We start from the raw sequence: 18542 nt of genomic DNA, 5'->3' as shown, positions 1-18542 counted from the left end.
CTCAGACCGCCTTGCTGACGGTGATTCCCAGGCGGGTCAGTGCCAGTTTCAGGGCGTCGGCCAGGTTGGCCTTGGTGACCACGCCTTGCAGGTCCAGCCCCAGGTGCACGATGGTCTGGGCGATCTGCGGCCGCACGCCGCTGATGATGCAATCGGCACCCATCAGGCGGATCGCGGTGACGGTCTTGAGCAGGTGCTGGGCCACCAGGGTGTCGACGGTCGGCACGCCGGTGATGTCGATGATGGCGATTTCCGAGCCGGTATCGACGATCCGCTGCAACAGCGATTCCATCACCACCTGGGTCCGTTGTGAGTCGAGGGTGCCGATCATCGGCAGCGCCAGCACGCCATCCCACAGCTTGACCACCGGTGTCGACAATTCCAGCAGCTCTTCCTGCTGGCGCTTGATCACCGCTTCGCGGGACTTCTGGAACGTGCGGATGGTGTGCATGCCCAAGGCGTCGAGCAGTTCGGACACCTCCCAGAGCTGCTCGGCCAGCAGCGCGGGGCTGTCCTGGTAATGATTTTGCAGAAGCGCAAACATCGGGCCCTTGAGGGCGAAGATGAAACTGGCGGTCTGGTGCGAATCCTGGCCGAGCAGGGCCCGGCTATGGGAGAGTTTTTCGAGGAACTGGCGAATATCGTCCCAACCGGAGGACGCGACGTTCTGGTCGTTGCCCCGTTCGAGGCCGGCAATGACCAGGCCCAGGAAGTCAGACGTATCCTGTTTCAGCGCTTGTTCTTTGAGGTTGCGGGTGGCGCCGCTGTTTTCGAGATTTTTCGACCAGTCGCCCAGCAGGTGGGTCCGGTTCGTTTTCATCGCATCGAGTGTGCTGGTTTGCAGTGCCGCCATGGGACTTTGACTCCTTGGAAAGTGTGGCCGATGCTCCAAATATTGATCGGCACAAATCAGTGACATTTGCCGTACATAATAGTTGTTCGTTTCTGACAGGTTTCTTCGATTTTCTGCACCTGGCCGCAGGCGCTGGCTTTGGTACGCGGGTGATCGTGTAGGAGCTGGCCTGCCAGCGAAGGCGGCCTTGAGCCATGCAGCGCCCATGAAGACGCCTTCGCCAGCAAGCCGGCTCCTACACAGGGCGGTGATCCATCCGATGGAACGTTGCTGGCTGGAAAGCCTCGAAATTACAGGGCCGATTGTTCAGGCCGCGCACTGGCAGTGACGAACGAGGTACTTATGAAAGACGAACCGATGACACAGGAGCAGGACCAGACGGGGGCACCGGTCAAACGCAATGATCCGGCAATCGACCCGCAGACGCCGGCCGAACCGGGTGGGCAGCATCAGGGACAAACCGCGAAGCCGGAAAGTGCCGACCAGGCGGTCGACCAGAAGCACCGCCATACCGATAACGACAATGAATTCAGCCCCGGTTTCAAACCGAATCCGGACCGGCCCAAACCCAGCGATGACACCGATGCCGATATTGACACCGACGGCGGTTAGGTTGAAACGAACCCCCAAAAAATGACCCCATCCATGGATGTATGGGGTCCACTGTAGGAGCGAGCTCGCTCGCGATGGTCGTCAACGATAACGCGCACTGTCTGGCTAACCGCGTCGCTGTTGAATCCATCGCGAGCAAGCTCGCTCCTACTGCTGCGTTATTTATTTGGATGAGCCGCCTGCAGTTTTTTCGCCATGTCCAGATGCTTTTCCAGGGCTGGCAGCATTTTTTGCGCAAACGCTTTCAGCTCCATACCGCCTTTGACTTTGTCGTCTGTCACGGTGTTGGCTTCTTTCTTGAATAGCTCGATGGTGTCTTGGTGGGCCTTGACCTGATTGTTGGCATAGGCTGCATCGAAGGATTCATCGCGCATGTCGAGGATTTTTTCCTTGGCCTGTTTCACCAGGGTCGTGCTGTCGGGCACCTCGATGTCATTCGCTTTAGCCAACGCCGCCAGTTCATCGTTCGCCTTGGAATGATCGGTGATCATCATATTGGCGAATTCCTTGATGTCGGCCGATGAGCTTTTCTCCAGGGCCAGCCGGCTGGTTTCGATCTCGGCGATGCCGCCCGCGGCCGCGCTGTCGACGAAGTCATTGGAAGTGGCAGCGCAGGCCATGCCCATGCTGGTGCTCAAGGCAACGGCCAGAGTGAGGTGGCGCAGGGTAAATCCGTCCATTGGTTATTCTCCACACAGGTTTTCATGGGCGATCGATTGATCGTTATGCAGTGGAGGGCGACGGACGGCCAAAGGTTTTATCGCTTTACCGAAAGGACGACGAACGGACACCGCTGGTCTGATAGGCGGTCGACAGAACCCGTCAACCAAGGCCATTCTGATAGTTGGTGAACGCAATCGATCGCGTTTGCCACCGATCAACAAACGGAGGTGTTCCATGCCGGTGACCCATGACCTTTACCAGGACCTGAAACTATCAAAGGAAGAGATCCAGCAAAAACGCACCAAGGATCCGTTACTGGATTCACTGATCAACAAGTATTCGCAGGCGGACGCGGAAGTAGTGAAAGCCGAGACCGCCCAGTCTGACGCTCCCAGCGATGACGCACTGAAGAAACTCAAGGAGAAGCGCGTGCAGGTCAAGAACCAGATCGTTGACCGACTTCAGGCGCCGTCCTGACTCTCCGACCCCGCCACCGACGACCGGTGGCTGAAAAACTGGAACGGTGTTAAATACCGGCACCTCGAATGATCAGAGTCGAATCGACGGCTCATGCGAGGTGCCCCAATGACTGATTCTTCCAGGTGATAAAGCGCCCGTCTGAAACACGCTTTCGCGAGCAGGCTCGCTCCCACATTGATTTGTGGTGTCTGTACAACCAGCCCCCTACTTGCACGGTTGCACTTACGCGGCGACTCTTGTTGAGGCCAGGTGTTGCAGCGCCATGTCCCGCAAGGCCTGCAACGATGCGGCCGACTCACGATCGATGCGTCGCTTGAGCAACAGGCGATTGGCAATGCGCATCCCCAGGCCGCTGAATTGATAGTCCAGGGTGCGCACAAACCGCGTGCCGTCACCCTCGGCCACGCACTCGTACGTCACCACCAGCGACAGACCGTTATCGCCCCGCGCCCAGGCGCTCCAGCGGCGTCCCGGCAAATACTCCTCCACCACCCAGCGCAAATGCCCCTCGCGTCCGCCCGCCCGGATGTCTTCCTCGAACCGCGCCCCGGCATGCAACGGCCCGTCCGGGCCATCGATCTTGAGGGAGGAGGGGTGCCATTGCGGCCAACGGGTCACGGTGCTGGCATAGGCGAGCACGGCAATCGGATTGGCGGCAATGTCGATCTGATGCTGCATGCGGGTCATGGCGATTCTCGTCGAGTGCAGGGGGATCGGTTCCGGTTCCCAATAAAGGGTGCCGAACAGGTAGTCCATCAGGGGGAAAACGATATTGAAATTGCGCTCCTGCATCAGCTCGCGGCGGTGATGCAGTTCATGCAGGCGGCGCATCTGCCGGATCCACGGCAGGCGGGCGAGCGGATTGCCCGGGGGCAGGTGTTCGCAGGCATGGAACACTTCATAGGTCAGGTAACCGAGGACCAGGCAACCAGCGGCCAGCCCGCCGACGTTGGCATCGAGGTGTGAGAGCAGCCACCAGAGGGGCAGGGCGATGACGACCGTGTGCACTACGATCAGCCAGGCCGGAAACAGAACCACTCGCCAGTCGCGGGGGCAGTCGCAGGTCATGTGGCCGGGGGTAAAAAAACTGTGATGGTCGCCGGCATGCCGGGCGTAGAACATCCGCGCGAAGTTTTTTTTTGTGGTGGCCGAGGTGGCGATGTACCCCGTACACGCCAAAACTGAAGAACAACAAGGTCAGCGGCACCGCCAGCCACTGCAGCGGCTGGACCTGATGCACGGAACTCCAGAACCCGGCGATGGCGAATACCCCGAACAGCAGCACAAAGGCGCCATGCAGCCACGGATTATAGAGCGGATGGATCCCGGCGCGATATCGGCTGCGGAATGCTGCGGTGGTTTGCCTCACTGCGATTACCTGTGATTATTGTTATCAATAGCCAGCAGATTAGCCGATCCCGCGGTTTCGGCCGCGCGAACCTTGAGGCCACAAGCGCCATGCTCCGGTACAAGCGAGACTCAGGCCAGCGGGTTCCAGCGTTGCGACCAGTCATCGTCGGACTGGATGACCTCGCGCAATAGATCGAAGGCCCGCTGCAGGGTCGCCGAGTCGCGGTCGCGGGAGTAAACCAGATAGGTCGGATAACTGAATTCCGGGGCTTTCGGCACTTTTTCCAGGACGCCGCTTTCCAGGTAACTCTGGACGACCCGGGTACGGAAGTAGCCGCTGCCGCCGTTTTCCAGGATGTACTGCAAGCCCAGTGGCCCGAGGTTGAAGCTTAAGGCGGCCCGGGCCTTTTCCGGCAGCGCGGCATCGTGCTGGCGACGGAAGTCCGGGCCCCAGTCGATGTACACGTAGGGATCGGGTCTCGCGGCGAGTCGTACCAGGACCAGCTTTTCTTCCAGGACCTGCTCGACTTGCAGGCGCGGCCAATATTCGGGCTGGTACACCAGCGCCGCATCGAGGACCCCCAGTTCCAGTTGGCGCAGCAGGTTCTCACCGTCACGGATTTCCATGCGCAGGGCATGCCCGGGAATCTTCTTGCGCAGTTCCCCGGCCCAGCGCAGCATCAGCGGGTTGCACAGACTGACTTCGCCACCGATGTGCAGCACGTCGTGGTAACCCTCGGGCAATGGCAGGTCCCGGCGTGCGGCTTCCCAGGTTTCGACCAATTGATTGGCATAGACCACAAAGGCCTCGCCGTTCGCAGTCAGGCGAGCGCCGGCGCGGTTGCGCACGAACAGCGTGCTGCCCAGCCTGACGCTCGAGCTTCTGCACGCGCGCGGTGATCGCGGTCTGGGTGACGTGAAGTTTTTCGGCCGCCGCGGCAAGGCTGCCGTGACGGACGATTTCCAGAAAGGTGCGAGCGAGATCGATGTCCATGGGCGGGCCGGTGCGGGAGGTGCGGGCATTGTAAGTGCAAGCGCAGCTCCTGCAAGGCGCAACGATCAACCCGATCCTGTAGGAGCCGGCTTGCTGGCGAATGGCGTCACGCGGTGTGTCAGATTCACCTGCATTCAAAACGCAAAACACGAGCAACCAAACGCCCCCCAGAACCCGGCGAAATCGCTGACCGGTGCCGACGACAAGCGCGCCCGCTCATGGCTGTGCGCATGCACCGCACACGCCCCCACGCAGTGGTGAACCTGCGCCGTCAGCGGCGCCAGCGGTTTCCAGTGGCCGGGCACGTTAACCACCGGAGACCACTCGGGCACCACAGGCACCGGCGGTGGCCCGAGTTTTTCGAACTCGACGCTGCCATAGACAATCTTGCCATCGACAATGGTCAACACCGACTCGATCCACTTCACGGCTTCGTCTTCGATGTGGAAATAATCCGCCGACAGCGCGATCAGGTCTGCCAGTTGCCCGACCTTGATTTGGCCTTTCTTGCCCTGCTCGGATGAAAACCAGGCGCTGCCGTGGGTGAAGAGTTCCAGCGCGGTATCGCGGCTCAAGCCTTGCGGGTAGAGCTCCAGCCCGCCGACGGTGCGGCCGCTGACCAGCCAGTAGAGCGAAGTCCAGGGATTGTAGCTGGACACCCGCGTGGCGTCCGTGCCCGCGCCAACCGGGATCCCTTCGGCGAGCATGCGGGCGATGGGTGGCGTGTGCTCGGCGGCTTGGGCGCCGTAGCGCTCGACGAAGTATTCGCCCTGAAACGCCATGCGATCCTGGATGGCAATCCCGCCACCGAGGGCCTTCACCCGTTCGATATTCTGCGGGGTAATGGTTTCGGCGTGATCGAAAAACCATGGCAGCCCGTCGAACGGGATGTCGCGATCGACCTTCTCGAACACGTCGAGCATGCGGCTGATGGATTCGTTGTAGGTGGCGTGCAGGCGGAACGGCCAGCGCTGTTCCACCAGGTGCCGCACTACCGGTTCCAGTTCCTGCTCCATGGTCTGTGGCAGGTCGGGGCGCGGTTCGAGGAAGTCCTCGAAGTCCGCCGCCGAGAACACCAGCATTTCCCCGGCGCCGTTGTGGCGCAGGAAATCATCGCCCTGGCCGTAGCGGGAAGTGCCGGTCCAGTTCTTGAAGTCGGTCAGCTCTTCCTTGGGTTTCTGGGTGAACAGGTTGTAGGCGATGCGCACCGTGAGCTGCCGGTCTTTGGCCAGTTGCTGGATGACCTGGTAGTCGTCCGGGTAATTCTGATATCCGCCGCCGGCATCGATGGCGCTGGTGACGCCGAGGCGATTGAGCTCGCGCATGAACTGGCGGGTCGAGTTGACCTGGTATTCCAGCGGCAGCTTCGGCCCCTTGGCAAGGGTCGAGTACAGAATCATCGCATTTGGGCGGGCGATCAACAGGCCGGTCGGGTCGCCATTGGCGTCGCGCTGGATTTCACCGCCCGGCGGATTCGGCGTGTCGCGGGTGTAGCCCACCACTTTCAAGGCGGCGCGGTTGAGCAGGGCGCGATCGTAGAGGTGCAGCACGAACACCGGAGTGTCCGGCGCGGCCTTGTTCAGTTCATCGAGGGTTGGCAGACGCTTTTCGGCGAACTGGAACTCGTTCCAGCCACCCACCACGCGCACCCATTGCGGTGTCGGCGTGCGGTCCGCCTGGTCTTTGAGCAGGCGCAACGCATCGACCAGCGACGGCACGCCTTCCCAGCGCAGTTCAAGGTTGTAATTCAAGCCGCCGCGGATCAAGTGCAGGTGCGAGTCGTTGAGGCCGGGAATCACCGTGCGCCCGTGCAGGTCGACGATTTGCGTGCCGGGACCTTGCAGGGCCATGGCCTGGGCATCGCTGCCGACCACCACGAAGCGCCCGTCCTTGATCGCGACGGCGCTGGCCTGGGGCTTCTTGCGGTCAACCGTGTGCAGGCGTCCGTTGTACAGAATGAGGTCGGCCGGGGCATCGGGCATGGTTTTACTCCCTGCTAACAGTGGGCTGATCCAGGCACCGACGGCACCTGCCGAAAGGCCTTGCAGTACACGTCGGCGGTTGAAGCCGTCGTGGTCGTCAGGTGGACTCATGGCAATGCTCCGCGCAAAGGCTCTTGGTGGAAAGCCTCTTCATGAGAAGGCTTTTCATGAAAAAGCGAGGGCCGACAGCCGATGTCTGACGCATACGGCCAGAAGGAATATAGACCGCAAATCCGCAGGTAGCCGTTTTCCAGGGGCGCAAAACGACGAATCCCGCCACGAGGGGCGGGATTCGTTTGCAGCCAGGCGTGCCTCCGAAGGACGGGGGCGACGTGCTTAGGCCGGGAACAGCTCGGACAATTTCATGGCCAGCATCATGTCGCCTTCGGCGCGCAGTTTGCCGCCCATGAAGGCTTGCATGCCGTCGGTTTCGCCGCTGACGATGCCTTCCAGGGTTTCGCCGTCCATCACCAGGGTCACCTGGGCGTCCGGGTTCTCACCTTCTTGCAGCTCGCAGGTGCTGTCCTTGACGATCAGCGAGAAGTTCTTGGTGTCGTCGATGCGGAAACCGAATACCAGGTCCAGACCGGCAGCAGCGGCTGGGTTGAACTTGGCTTTCATTGCTTGTACGGCATCAGCTACGGAGGTCATGGTTCGATCCTTTCTTGGGTAATTAGAGCTGGGTGGTTACAGCCAGGGTCACAATAGTCCGGACTCAGCGAAACGTGATGAGTTCCGGGGCCTTCAACAGTTGCAGGTGCGCCTGACTGTTGAAAGAAGACAGTGCCACCTCACGCCCGCGAAACTTCAGCAGGTTGAGCGAGGTGTTGACGATTTGCCAGTTGAGCTCGAATGCCTGCCTTGCCGGCATTTGCGTAATGAGGTGGAGCAGGGCAGTGATGGTGCCGCCCGAGGTGAACACGGCGATCTTCTGGGTGCTCTCGGCCTGTTCGAGGATGCGCTGCAGACCGGCTTGTACCCGTTCGACAAACCCCAGCCAGCTTTCCAGCCCGGGCGTGTCATAGGTCCCGGCCAGCCAGCGCTCGATGATCAAGGCGAAGATGCGCTGGAACTCGGCGCGGTTTTGCGTGGCATTGCGCAGGATGTCCAGCGCTTCCGGGTTCGTCTTCCAGCATGGCTGGCAGCAGGGCGCGGATCACCGCGTCGGCGTCGAATTCGTTGAAGGCGCAATCGGTCTCTACGATCGGCACCGGCAGGCCCACGGCAGCGAACTGTTCCAGTGCGCTGCTGGCCGTGTGTTGCTGCCGACGCAGGTCGCCCGAGAGGCAGCGATCGAAGTGGATGCCCAACCCGGCCAGGTGTTGGCCGAGGACTTCTGCCTGGCGGATACCGGTCGGCGACAGGACGTCATAGTCGTCTGCACCAAAGGAGGCCTGGCCATGTCGAATCAAATAGATACTGCCCACGTCCGCATCATCCCGGTACGTTGAAGGTCCGGCGAGGTTATGAGGATGGCGGTGAGCTGTCAATGAAAAAACATACGCTTGTTTGAAATGCCCCTGACAGGCCGTTACCGAAGGTTTCACGGCTGGCCGCCGGGCCGGCGCATGGGTATGCTGAGGGTATCGCGCGCGCGTTTATGCAGCGCATCGTATTGAAGGAGTCATTGTGGAGTTTTTTGCCGAGTTCGCCGTTTTCCTGGCTAAAACCGTGACACTGGTGATCGCCATCCTGGTGGTGATGGCCAGTTTTGCGGCATTGCGCAGCAAAGGTCGACGCAAAGCCGCCGGCCAGTTGCAGGTCAGTAAACTCAATGATTTTTACAAAGGGCTGCGCGAGCGCCTGGAGCAAACCTTGCTCGACAAGGACCAGCTCAAGGCCCTGCGCAAGGTCGAAGCCAAATCCGAGAAAAAGCAGAAGAAAAAACCCGAGGTCAACAAGTCTAGGGTGTTCGTGCTCGATTTCGACGGCGACATCAAGGCCTCGGCCACGGAAAGCCTGCGCCATGAAATCACCGCGCTGCTGACCCTGGCCACGCCCAAGGATGAAGTGGTGCTGCGTCTGGAAAGCGGTGGCGGCATGGTCCACAGCTATGGCCTGGCGTCCTCGCAACTGGCGCGCATTCGCGACGCCGGTGTGCCGTTGACCGTGTGCATCGACAAGGTGGCGGCCAGCGGCGGTTACATGATGGCGTGCATCGGCGAGAAGATCATCAGTGCGCCGTTTGCGATCCTCGGCTCGATCGGCGTGGTGGCGCAGCTGCCCAACGTCAACCGCCTGCTGAAAAAGCACGACATCGACTTCGAAGTCCTGACCGCCGGCGAATACAAACGCACCCTGACCGTGTTTGGCGAAAATACCGAGAAGGGCCGGGAGAAGTTTCAGGAGGACCTGGACATCACTCATCAGCTGTTCAAGAACTTTGTCTCGCGCTATCGCCCGCAACTGGACATCGATAAGGTCGCCACCGGTGAAATCTGGCTGGGCGTCGCGGCGATGGACAAGCAACTGGTCGACGAACTGAAGACCAGCGATGAGTACCTCGCCGAGCGGGCGAAGAAATCCGAGCTGTATCACCTGCATTACGCTGAACGTAAAAGCCTGCAGGAGCGCATCGGCATGGCGGCCAGTGGGTCGGTGGACCGGGTCTTGCTGTCCTGGTGGAGCCGGCTGACTCAGCAACGCTTCTGGTAAAAAAACCTCATGAGCGCCTTGTTGCCGGCCTACGGCAACAAAGCGCTTTGCACCCTTGAATCGAATCCAGTGCGGTATATATATACTTTAACGCGTTGGAATGTTGTTTGTTTGGTCTGGTTGTTCATCGGTTATTCAAACTTTTATAAGAAAATGCCCAACGTTAATCTGGTTGTCCAAATCAGATTAAAGGTTGTTCAAGATGAAGGTGGAAACGAATAACACAGCATTGAATAGCATGACGCCAGAACAACAGGGCGCCTTCTTCTCGCTTATTAAACAACAGGCTCCCTCCTGGTTGCTCGAGTCGCCCTCCGATGTTCGCGCCGCCCTGCGCACGAGCCTGCTGGCAAGTTACCGCACCCGACGCGCGGTGGCGGACGCCTTGGGTGAATTGAAAGCCCCTGAACGCTTTTGTGCCCCCCTGTTGGCCAAGGCCATGTCAGCCAAGTTGGGCGAGCCGTTTGATGTGGAAGGCGTGATATTCCAGCATGTACGCTCGACGTCGAGCTTGCTCGGGTTGAGGAAAAAGCTGATCACGCCGATTGACCGTGACCTGTTGATGGCGGCCTGCGAAAATTTCGAATCCAGCGAGACGGCGCCGGGAAATTATGACGACAACTCGTTGCTATATGTTCCCAAGCATATCAATGGTCGGTCCGATAAGATCCTGTCAATCAAACCCGATGAGTTTGCGCAACTGTGTCGAACATTGGACTTGGGTAAGCAATATCAGGCCCATATCAAGACCGTGTTGGGCGCGGTGACGTTGCGCGATAAACATCAAGCTTATGCAAAAGACCGGTTTGAAGTCGACATGCATATTGCGTTCATGAAAAAACATATCAGTGCCGATGTTTATGGCATGCTGAAGCTGGTCAAGGACAGCGCTTCGCCGATCAAGTTGGGTAACAATACGCCAGGCTATCAAGGGTTGGAGATACTGGGTGTAAAACTGCAGGGCGCGATCTTTATTGGCCCCGTCAGTGAGCATGCAGACGATGATTATCGATGCGTGGTTTACCTGCCGGGGGATCCGTTGCACCCTCTGAAGGAATATGCGTCGTTCCAGGACTTTGAGTCGGAGCTGAGTAGACGCCTTAGAAACGCCGATTTTCGCAAGTTCTTCATGCGTTTCATTTTGCTGAGCGACCGGCCGGGTTTCCACAACGCGCTGGATAAGCGGCTGTTATCTGTCTCTACACCACTTCCAAACACCACTGTTATCGTATCAGTCGAAGGATTCGATCTGGAAGATGATGTGTTCCTGACGTTGTTTAACCAGCGCTCGGGCCATGTAATCGCCGATGCGCAATTGCTGGTGGTGCCAACGGATGACGAGGATGAAAAAACCCGTCTGGCCAGGTTGGAGACGTATAAGACCATCGGCGTCAACACGCTGCTGTTCTTCAGCTCCTTCGTGCCGGTGGTGGGTGAAGTCATGTTTGCCGTCGCCGGCTTTCAATTGCTGGCAGAGGTTTATGAAGGCATCGACAGTTGGTCCCGGGGGGAGCAGGAAGAAGCCACCGACTATCTATTCGATGTCATCGAAAACCTGATTCTGATGGCGGCAACGGCTGGCGCCGCGACATTGGTGGGCAAAGGTTACAAGACCGTCAAATCTTCGGATTTTATCAGTCGATTGAGAGCCGTCCCGGTTGGCTCCGGTTCCATCCGCTTATGGAAACCCGATTTAACAGCTTATCGCCAGCAGTCAGCCGTGCCGCGCAGGCTTCCGGCCGATAAGCAAGGGCTTGTAACGTGGCGTGAGCGTCAGTACGTGCGAACAGGGGCGGATACTTATGCCTTGCGGCCCATTGAAGGCACCGACCTGTGGGAAATCGAGCCTGCGCAGGCCTCCGGACGCTATTCACCGGTGCTGGAGACTAACGGCGCAGGGGCGTGGCTGCACGATTCCGAGCTGCCACAGCAATGGAATCTGCTCACCTTGTTTCGACGCCTGGGCTATCGCGAGGAGGACATCCCGGACACCGAGGGATTACAGATCCTTGCCATGAGTGGCCTCGACGAATCGCTGTTGCGCCAGCTGTATCCGGACCGCAGCAAGCCGATGGCGACGCTGGTCGACACCGTGCGACGCTTTCGCGCGGACAAGGCCGTCAACCGTTTCATGGAGCAAATGCGTGTATCGACCTCCGCGCCGCAGGCTGACGCCGACCTGCAGTTGTATTTGCTGACATCCGGGGATAAATGGCCTTCGGAAACCAGGGTGAGCATTACCGATATTACCGGTGGGCAAATCAAGCAATACGGGCTGGCTTCGGCGTCCGGGCAAATCAGGATCTCAGAGGATCTTTTCAACAAAGGGCAGTTTTATCCAGCGTTGCTGAAGGGGCTGGACACGGCGCAGCGTACGGCGCTGATTGGCTCGGCGACTGACGAAACGCTGCAGGCCCGATCGTTGGCCAACGTGATTGCCGAGGAAGCAGAGGGCCAGAGGTTGTCGCTGTTTGAGCGCTTCTATCAGCGCTCCAATGTGATCACCGAGACGAAGGCTGCGCCTGTCCAGGAGCAGTTTGCCGATCTGCCGGCCAGTGTCGCCGACGAGCTGGTACAGAATGCGGACACCACTGAATGGCTGCAGCTCGATGACGCAAAAGTGCCGTTGCGGCTGGCCGAAGAGGCCCGGCGGTATGCGCAGATAGTGCGCCTGAACCGGGCTTATGAAGGGCTGTACCTGGACGCGGCCAGCGGGCTGGACACGGACCGATTGGTGCTCAACACCCTCAAGCATTTGCCGGGCTGGCCAAACGATGTGTTTGTCGAGATCGTGGAACGGGCGGGGCCAGCTGAGGCACGGGCCAGCATTGGCTCGAAAGACGCCGTGCAAAAGCTCGTTATCGAAGCTTACCCTGACCGTTTTGAAGCGTCCGATGCCAGTGGAAAAAGCTTGTTCACGCACCTGAAGCGCACCCGCGCGCATTTTTTTCAAACGCTATGGCAAGGCTTGCCCGTCAATACGCGCAAAGCGCTGGGGGTCGAAGCGCTGGACGCCGGCGTGGAGCTAAGGAAGAAAATCACGACACTGGCATTGCAGCGGCGGGATGCCATCGCCGGGGCCATCGGTATCGAGCCGATACACGCCGGTTACCGCTCGCCGATGGGCCTGGCAGACAGGTTGGTCGCAAAAGCGATTTTATTGGGGCTACCGCCTTCAGGTGAGCGCTCATCGCGTTCGCCGGCACTGCTACAGCGGGCCCAAGAACTCTATCCCACTCACTCGCCAACGCAGATCGAACATTTGCTGACGACATTGGGCACCGACGAAGTGTTGGCCATCCAGGCACTTGAGGCACTGCGCCAGGAACATCAGGCCATTCGCGATGCGCTGGAGCGCTGGGTCAATCGCCAAACCCACTATCAGGAAGGCGACGGGCCGCGACTCAGGGTGCCTCAACACAGCAAGGGGCGAGCCGCTCAGGCGATTTTGCGCGCCTGGCGCAAAGAAGGCAGTTTCATGCTTGGCACTCCGGAAATGCTTTACAAGCTGAGTCTTGATGCGCAGCCACTGGGGGAAATCCCGGTGCTGGTCGGTAACTTCAGCCACATCGGCGCCCTGGAGATGGACAGAGTAGGGGCCAGCGCCGGATTGAATGCATTTCTGCGCAACTTCCCCAACCTGCGCACATTGAGCCTGACCGGCAATGAGCTGAGCCGAATCCCCCAGGCTATCGCGGCCATGCCCAAGCTTGAGCACCTGGACTTGAGCGATAACCGGATTCAACTGACGCCCGAATCGATCCCGTTGCTCAATGGCCTGGAGCAGCTGCAGACCCTCAACTTGAGCTTCAACCCGGCGCTCGGGCAAACCCCGACGGTGACGGCCCTGAAACAATTGCGACACCTTGCATTGCGTGGCTCCGGGATTGTCGATTGGCCGGTCGGGGTCAACGACCTTTCCGCACTGCAGACACTGGACCTGCGCGACAACCGCATCGCACACCTCCCGGACACGGTGTTCAAGGCGCGGCCTTCCTTGAACCTGGGCACAAACGTCGATGGCAACCCATTGTCAACGTCGAGCCTGGCGGCGCTCGCCGCCTATCAACAATCCAACCGCATCAGCCTGGGGGTCCTGGCCGCCGAATACCTTCAAGTTGCGGCCGTGCAACCGGATGTCACCAGACAGGGCTCGATCTGGTTGAGCGGACAGGTCGGTGCTGAATTGGCCCGTAAAGAATCACTTTGGAGCTCATTGTCGTTGAACCCAAGGTCCAGGGATTTTTTCCATTTGCTTGCCCGGCTACACGACACCGCGGATTACAACCTGATGCAAATCGATTTGACTCAGCGGGTATGGGACGTGCTGGAAGCGGCCGGCGAAGATGACGCGTTGCGACGCGCCTTGTTTCAAGCGGCTCGCCTCGGCCGGGTCAGCGCCCAGGACGCTGCGGGGTTGTTCAGCGATATGGTGGTGCGGGTCCTGTGTTATCGAGCAGTGGTGTCGGCTCGCACTGGAAATCGTACCCTGGAGGGGGAGCTGGTGCGTCTGTTGAGAGGCTTGTTTCGACTGCAACAGGTGGAACGGCAGGCCATGATCGAGATCGGTCGTCGCACGCAGTCCGGACCGTTCAGTCGCGCCCAGGCACGGGAACTCGAGCTGATTTACCGCGTGAGGCTGGCGCAGCGCCTGGATCTGCCTGACCAGCCCAGGGAAATGAATTTCGTGCGCAATGTCGACGTATCCCCCGAGGCACTCGAGAGCGCCTATCAAGAGGTCGCCAAAGCCGAAAACTCCGATGCGTTTTTGGCCTCGATCAACGCCCGAAGGTTCTGGTACGAATACCTCCTGCAGACTTATCAGGACGAATTCAACACCATGAGCGAGCGTAGCGCTCGTGCCTTTGCACAACTGGAAGCGCAAGTCGCCTTGCCCCGTGCGACCGCGACCCAGCGCCTGAACGCGATCATCGAAAACTATAAAAACGACGCCGTACAATTTATCGATCGCTTGACCGCTGCAGCCTTGGCGAGACATCCGGGACTGGCGCTGCCTGCCGAGGAGGTTTCTGATGAATAAGCTCCCTCATGATGCACTGGCCGATCCGCCTCCGACACCGAACTGGCAAATGCGCAACGATCTGAAAGGCATCGTGGACATCGCGCTGCCACAAACCCCCGGCCAGTTTGGCGAACACCGGATCAAGCAAAAATGGGGGCAGGACATCGACCCGCAGACCACCCTGCTGGTGACGCTTGAATACGATTACAAGGGCCATCCCGCACAGGCCGGTGTCCACCAGGGTCAAGTTGCAAGTTCCCAGTCTTTACTACAGGCGTTGCTTTTGAACTACCAGACGGTGGGTGACGGGCGATTCGGAGAAACTGCATTTGGTCTCTACACCCCGCCTGACATCGGTCCGGACGTTCGCATCGTGGAGAAAGTCGACGAGTTCGCCGATCAGGGCAGCGGCAACCACCAGACCTATGAAGGCATCTATCGGCAAACCGCTGCGCAAACCTACGGACCGCAAACGCAGCTGGCCCTGAGACCGGCTGACTTCAAGCAGTGGGTCTGGGAACTGGCGTTGCAGGACCTGTACAGCGCATACCTTGATCGGGCGTGGCCTTCGGACGAGGTGCTGCTGGCGCCTGCGCCCTATGCCTTGAGAACCTCGGTCAAGGCGGCTTTTGTCATGAGCGCCTGGCTGCAGCGCCATGAACGACGCTTGACGCAAAAAGGTCTGGAACTGACATTGCAGGCGGCAGGGTTATCGCCTGATCAACCTTGGGAAACATTGACCATCAGCCAGCTGCAGGCACCGACTCCGGTCTCCTCTACGGTCACGGCACGCCGCTTGAAACTCTATCGTTATACCGCCAGCGATATCTGGGTCTTCGATAGCCCGTCCAGCGCCAGGATCATGCTGTACATCCCCGGCAACTCGTCACCGCTGCATGACTTCACCGACGCCGCGCAACTGCGCCAATGGGTGGTGGCGCAGGGGCGCACCGAGGAAACGAAACAGGCACTGGCGGCGCACTTTGCCGATGAGGATCGCATCGACGGTACCTTTCACGCCGGTGTCCTGACGGCGCTGGAGGGTATGGCGATGTATCCCACAGAACACCGGCTGACCAAAGAGGCCGGTTTCTTTAACAATGACGGCTACTGGGATCCTGCCGAGTACATCGGCTTCGATGACGCTGGCGCAGGCACGGACCCGTTTGCGCAGCTGGTGCTGACAATGAAGCAGGCGGCATTGGCCAGCGTCAACACCATTCGTGACGATGCCCAGGTCAATCGCGACAATTTGAGCGCTGTGGTCGAGCCGCTCGTGCAATGGATCAACCGCTTTGGTCCGCTGGCCTTGTTCGTGCCGGGAGGCGAAGGCCTGCTCGCGTTGACGGGACTTATCGATGCCGGTTATGGCCTGGATCAGGCCGTCAACGGAGAAACGGCAAGCCAGCGTTCCGAAGGTGTGACGCGCACAGTGTTTGGCTTGCTCAACGCTCTGCCAATCGCCGGGATCGCGGCCTTGGCCGCGGGCGATGCGGTTGATATAGGAACGCTGGCGAAAACCGATCATCGCGCCGGCAAACCTTCTGTGGCTGCATCTGAACCGCACGCCTCCGTTCAACCGATCCCTGCGGTACCGACCCGCCTGGCACTGCTGCGGGGAGTGGGCCCGTCGGTTGCCACCTTCAGTGATGAAATGCTCGCACAGATCGGCAGGGTCAGCGCGGTTGATGACGACATGCTGCGCCTGATGCAAACCGGACGCCCAACGACGCCGTTGCTGGCCGATACCATCAGCCGCTTCAAGATCGATCGGGATCTTGGCCCGGCCGCAGACCCTGAATTGTTCAACAGCCGGTATGAAGCGCTTCAACAGTCCGCGAATGCGTGGGTCCAGTTGTTTCAACGCGAGTACCCGGGCTTGCCCAGAAGCGCCATCGAACAAATGCTCGACCGCTATGGCGTGGACATCCAGGTGGCGCCCGACACTACCGAGGCCTTGCAAGTGATCAAGCGCCTGGACAGCAAGGCTCGCCAATATCAGCAGCATGTACGGCTCAATCGAGCTTATGAGGGCTTATACCTTCGCTCGATGCGCAATCCGCAGTCAGACACACTGGCCTTGCACTCGCTGAAAAACCTGCCCGGCTGGCCATCAAACTTGCGCATTGATGTGCTCGATCAGTCGGCCGTCGGGCGTGTGCTGGACCGTAGCGGGCCGCTTGGTGCTTCGCACGTCCGGCGCCTGATCAGGAGGGGCGATCACTATCTGCACCAAAATCTGCAAACGGACTTCTACGGCGCAGTCCTCGGGGTGCTATCAGACGATGAGCGTTCAGCGTTGCACCTGGCGTCCCTTGATCCCGCCAGTGAACTGCGGCTGAAAATCGGCGACCGGGCGTTATCACGGTCTGAATTCATGTTTGGATCAGGCAGGATGGACAACGGGTTACCCTTCGAGCATCAGGGTCTAAGGGGCGGCTGGTTTCCGGACCCGCTGCCGGCCGGGGCGTTGCGGCACCAAATGATGAGGTTGCAGGTCAGGGACCTTTACCCGGAATTCTCCGATACCGAGGCCGATGAAATGCTGCAGCGAGCGGGGGCGGGAGCCCAGGCACACCTCGACGGTTTGCAGCAGCAGTTTCAGCAACTGAACACCGATTTGACCGGTTGGATCGATCAGGCAACCGACGACATCGAAGACATGGACTTACCTTTTATCGTCGCCGGTGACATTGAAGCGCAGGGTCTCAATGAGGCGCAGATCGAGGCGCATAACCTGGTATTGCTGCATAACGCGATTCAGGAAGAACGTGCTGTCAGAATCGAATTGGCGGATGAAATGATCGACATCTGGCAAAAACGTGCGCCGCAGGAAGACAGTCATTATTCAGGCAGTTACTTGAACGGATTCACGATGAACATGAATTTTGAGGATTTTCACCGATTACCCGCACTGAATGTTCGTCTAGACGAAGTGACCGGGTTGTCGATGCGCCACTTTCATTTGTTCGAGCGTGAATCCATGAACGATTTTCTCGAATCTTTTCCAAACCTGCGCACCTTGAATCTGGCCGGTACCGACCTTCGTCTTCCCGATATCGATGGGAACCTGGTAAGCGCTCTGCCGCCTCAGATCAGCCGATTGCGTTATCTCACCTGGTTGAATCTGCGCGACACCGAAATGGCATTCACAGGGGTGATGGCCTCGAAACTCAGTGAGCTGACTCAGCTGCAACATCTGGATTTGAGCGATAACCCGCTGGCCGTCCCTCCGTTGGTGGTGGGAATGAACGAGTTGCGCGAGCTCGACCTGAGAAACACCCGGATTACTACATGCCCCATCGGGATCATGGATCAGCCGTACCTGGAGCGGCTGGATTTACGCGAGAACCAGATCACCCGGGTGCCGCCGGCGGTGGTGAGCCAGGCCATCAGTCGTGACCGCGTGCTGCTGCAGGGTAATCCATTGACCGATGAAGACACGCTGTTGCGCCTCGTGGAACATCGCCGCAGCACAGGCATCAACTTGTGGTTGAGTGAGCCTGGCCCTGATTACGGCGAAGTCATCGATTGGTTGCGTGAGAGCACAAATGAGCAACGGCAAGCCAGGCGATTGATCTGGCAGCGGTTGGCAGCCAAACCGCAGGGCCCGCGATTTTTGAGAATCATGGACGGTCTGAGTCTGACGGCGGATTTCCGGGTGGATTATCTGACGCTGCAAGCGCGGGTGTGGCGACTGCTGGGCGAAGCGGATGCTTCAGAGGAATTGTGGGCGCGGCTGGTCCAGGATGTCGAAGTGGCCGAGGTCGATGCCGATAATCCGTTTGCCAGTTTCACGGTACTGGAGGATCGAGCGAGGCTCTACACCGATTGGGTGGCGATGGGGCGACCGTTTCCGATAAACGCGGGTCAACCCTGAAAATTGCCGATGGAACGGGTTGTTCGAATACTTAAATATCCTGTATTACA

10 protein-coding genes and 3 pseudogenes are annotated in these 18542 nt (G+C 59.2%); 6 read left to right on the top strand and 7 right to left on the bottom strand.

All coding sequences use genetic code 11. The features are described from left to right. Window position 1 precedes the first annotated feature (1 nt). A complete protein-coding gene (locus BZ163_RS23110) occupies window positions 2-853 on the bottom strand; it encodes an STAS domain-containing protein (RefSeq protein ID WP_128872735.1) in 852 nt (283 codons plus the stop codon). A gap of 342 nt (window positions 854-1195) precedes the next feature. Here BZ163_RS23110 and BZ163_RS23105 point away from each other — a divergent pair, with 342 nt between their 5' ends. Continuing rightward, on the top strand, window positions 1196-1465 hold the full coding sequence (locus tag BZ163_RS23105) for a hypothetical protein (RefSeq protein WP_128872734.1): 270 nt from the start codon (window positions 1196-1198) through the stop codon (window positions 1463-1465). Window positions 1466-1623: 158 nt separating this feature from the next. Here BZ163_RS23105 and BZ163_RS23100 read toward each other — a convergent pair whose 3' ends face one another. Next, window positions 1624-2145 (bottom strand): DUF4142 domain-containing protein, encoded by a 522-nt coding sequence (locus tag BZ163_RS23100; protein ID WP_128872733.1) that lies wholly within the window; start codon window positions 2143-2145, stop codon window positions 1624-1626. 217 nt (window positions 2146-2362) lie between these two features. Here BZ163_RS23100 and BZ163_RS23095 point away from each other — a divergent pair, with 217 nt between their 5' ends. Then, entirely contained in the window at window positions 2363-2605 is a 243-nt protein-coding gene (locus tag BZ163_RS23095) for a DUF465 domain-containing protein (RefSeq protein ID WP_128872732.1), read from the top strand. 225 nt (window positions 2606-2830) lie between these two features. Here the strand turns inward: BZ163_RS23095 and BZ163_RS23090 are convergent. Beyond that, window positions 2831-3869 (bottom strand): annotated as a pseudogene (locus tag BZ163_RS23090) (SRPBCC family protein). On the opposite strand from BZ163_RS23090, the gene BZ163_RS35915 reads away from it, so the two are divergent. Then, window positions 3768-3992 carry a hypothetical protein gene (locus BZ163_RS35915; RefSeq protein WP_256579104.1) on the top strand — a complete coding sequence of 75 codons (225 nt, stop codon included), beginning with the start codon at window positions 3768-3770 and terminating at the stop codon, window positions 3990-3992. The pseudogene BZ163_RS23090 and the gene BZ163_RS35915 sit on opposite strands and share 102 nt — an antisense overlap. A gap of 95 nt (window positions 3993-4087) precedes the next feature. Here the strand turns inward: BZ163_RS35915 and BZ163_RS23085 are convergent. The 4 genes and pseudogenes from BZ163_RS23085 to BZ163_RS23070 form a co-directional block, all read right to left on the bottom strand. Continuing rightward, a pseudogene (locus BZ163_RS23085) lies at window positions 4088-4952 on the bottom strand (LysR family transcriptional regulator). Between the two features lie 134 nt (window positions 4953-5086). Continuing rightward, entirely contained in the window at window positions 5087-6934 is a 1848-nt protein-coding gene (locus BZ163_RS23080) for an amidohydrolase (RefSeq protein WP_128872750.1), read from the bottom strand. Window positions 6935-7270: 336 nt separating this feature from the next. Then, a complete protein-coding gene (locus BZ163_RS23075; RefSeq protein ID WP_008154977.1) occupies window positions 7271-7585 on the bottom strand; it encodes an SCP2 sterol-binding domain-containing protein in 315 nt (104 codons plus the stop codon). Window positions 7586-7649: 64 nt separating this feature from the next. Then, a pseudogene (locus BZ163_RS23070) lies at window positions 7650-8361 on the bottom strand (histidine phosphatase family protein). A 202-nt stretch (window positions 8362-8563) separates the two neighbouring features. On the opposite strand from BZ163_RS23070, the gene sohB reads away from it, so the two are divergent. From sohB to BZ163_RS23055, 3 genes are all read left to right on the top strand, one after another. Beyond that, a complete protein-coding gene (sohB, locus tag BZ163_RS23065) occupies window positions 8564-9589 on the top strand; it encodes a protease SohB (protein WP_128872731.1) in 1026 nt (341 codons plus the stop codon). Window positions 9590-9827: 238 nt separating this feature from the next. Then, window positions 9828-14630: an NEL-type E3 ubiquitin ligase domain-containing protein gene (locus tag BZ163_RS23060; protein ID WP_128872730.1), complete on the top strand. Its 4803-nt coding sequence runs from the start codon at window positions 9828-9830 to the stop codon at window positions 14628-14630. Beyond that, window positions 14623-18492, top strand: a complete 3870-nt coding sequence (locus BZ163_RS23055; RefSeq protein ID WP_128872729.1) for a dermonecrotic toxin domain-containing protein — start codon at window positions 14623-14625, stop codon at window positions 18490-18492. Before BZ163_RS23060 ends, BZ163_RS23055 begins: the two co-directional genes overlap by 8 nt. The last annotated feature ends 50 nt before the right edge of the window (window positions 18493-18542 follow it).

This window comes from Pseudomonas sp. VI4.1 (genome assembly GCF_002029345.1).
Classification (GTDB): Bacteria; Pseudomonadota; Gammaproteobacteria; order Pseudomonadales; family Pseudomonadaceae; genus Aquipseudomonas.
Note: the sequence above shows the minus strand (reverse complement) of the source record. Positions and strands in the feature narration are given on the sequence as shown.

What these genes read in the sequence shown, in the direction of transcription:
- BZ163_RS23060 (WP_128872730.1), top strand. Translation starts at nt 9,828, where the DNA reads ATGACGCCAGAACAACAGGGCGCCTTCTTCTCGCTTATTAAACAACAG.
- BZ163_RS23100 (WP_128872733.1), bottom strand. Translation starts at nt 2,145, where the DNA reads ATGGACGGATTTACCCTGCGCCACCTCACTCTGGCCGTTGCCTTGAGC.
- BZ163_RS23080 (WP_128872750.1), bottom strand. Translation starts at nt 6,934, where the DNA reads ATGCCCGATGCCCCGGCCGACCTCATTCTGTACAACGGACGCCTGCAC.
- BZ163_RS23095 (WP_128872732.1), top strand. Translation starts at nt 2,363, where the DNA reads ATGCCGGTGACCCATGACCTTTACCAGGACCTGAAACTATCAAAGGAA.
- BZ163_RS23110 (WP_128872735.1), bottom strand. Translation starts at nt 853, where the DNA reads ATGGCGGCACTGCAAACCAGCACACTCGATGCGATGAAAACGAACCGG.
- BZ163_RS23105 (WP_128872734.1), top strand. Translation starts at nt 1,196, where the DNA reads ATGAAAGACGAACCGATGACACAGGAGCAGGACCAGACGGGGGCACCG.
- BZ163_RS23075 (WP_008154977.1), bottom strand. Translation starts at nt 7,585, where the DNA reads ATGACCTCCGTAGCTGATGCCGTACAAGCAATGAAAGCCAAGTTCAAC.
- BZ163_RS35915 (WP_256579104.1), top strand. Translation starts at nt 3,768, where the DNA reads ATGTACCCCGTACACGCCAAAACTGAAGAACAACAAGGTCAGCGGCAC.
- BZ163_RS23055 (WP_128872729.1), top strand. Translation starts at nt 14,623, where the DNA reads ATGAATAAGCTCCCTCATGATGCACTGGCCGATCCGCCTCCGACACCG.